This window comes from Desulfobacter latus (genome assembly GCF_013389365.1).
Taxonomy (GTDB): Bacteria; Desulfobacterota; Desulfobacteria; order Desulfobacterales; family Desulfobacteraceae; genus Desulfobacter; species Desulfobacter latus.
On sequence record NZ_JACADJ010000245.1, the window covers coordinates 1 to 246 of the forward strand.

At 40.2% G+C, this 246-nt stretch carries 1 protein-coding gene; it reads left to right on the forward strand.

The genetic code is table 11. The features are described 5' to 3' along the window. Nucleotides 1-230, forward strand: a 230-nt coding sequence (locus HXW94_RS19160; RefSeq protein WP_178368451.1) for a hypothetical protein, incomplete at its 5' end; no start/stop codon positions are given. Nucleotides 231-246 lie beyond the last annotated feature (16 nt).

A 246-nucleotide genomic window follows, 5' to 3' on the forward strand; every position in this document is an offset into this window, starting at 1 on the left:
TTTGTGAATATACCGATAATGCGGATGTTAATGCCAGCAAAAACATAGCCAAACGTTTTGGAGATGTTGAGCTAAAGGACTTAACAGATTTTCGCGAAATGAAGCCGTTTTTGTTAGAAAGATTTTTTAAGCGGTTTCCGGATGCTCGTAGTGCATCCGACAGGTTAGAACTGAGCTATACGCTTCGAGAGATAAGTGGTTCGCCGCTGACAGTCAATCAACCTGTTTAAGATCAATCTCTATATT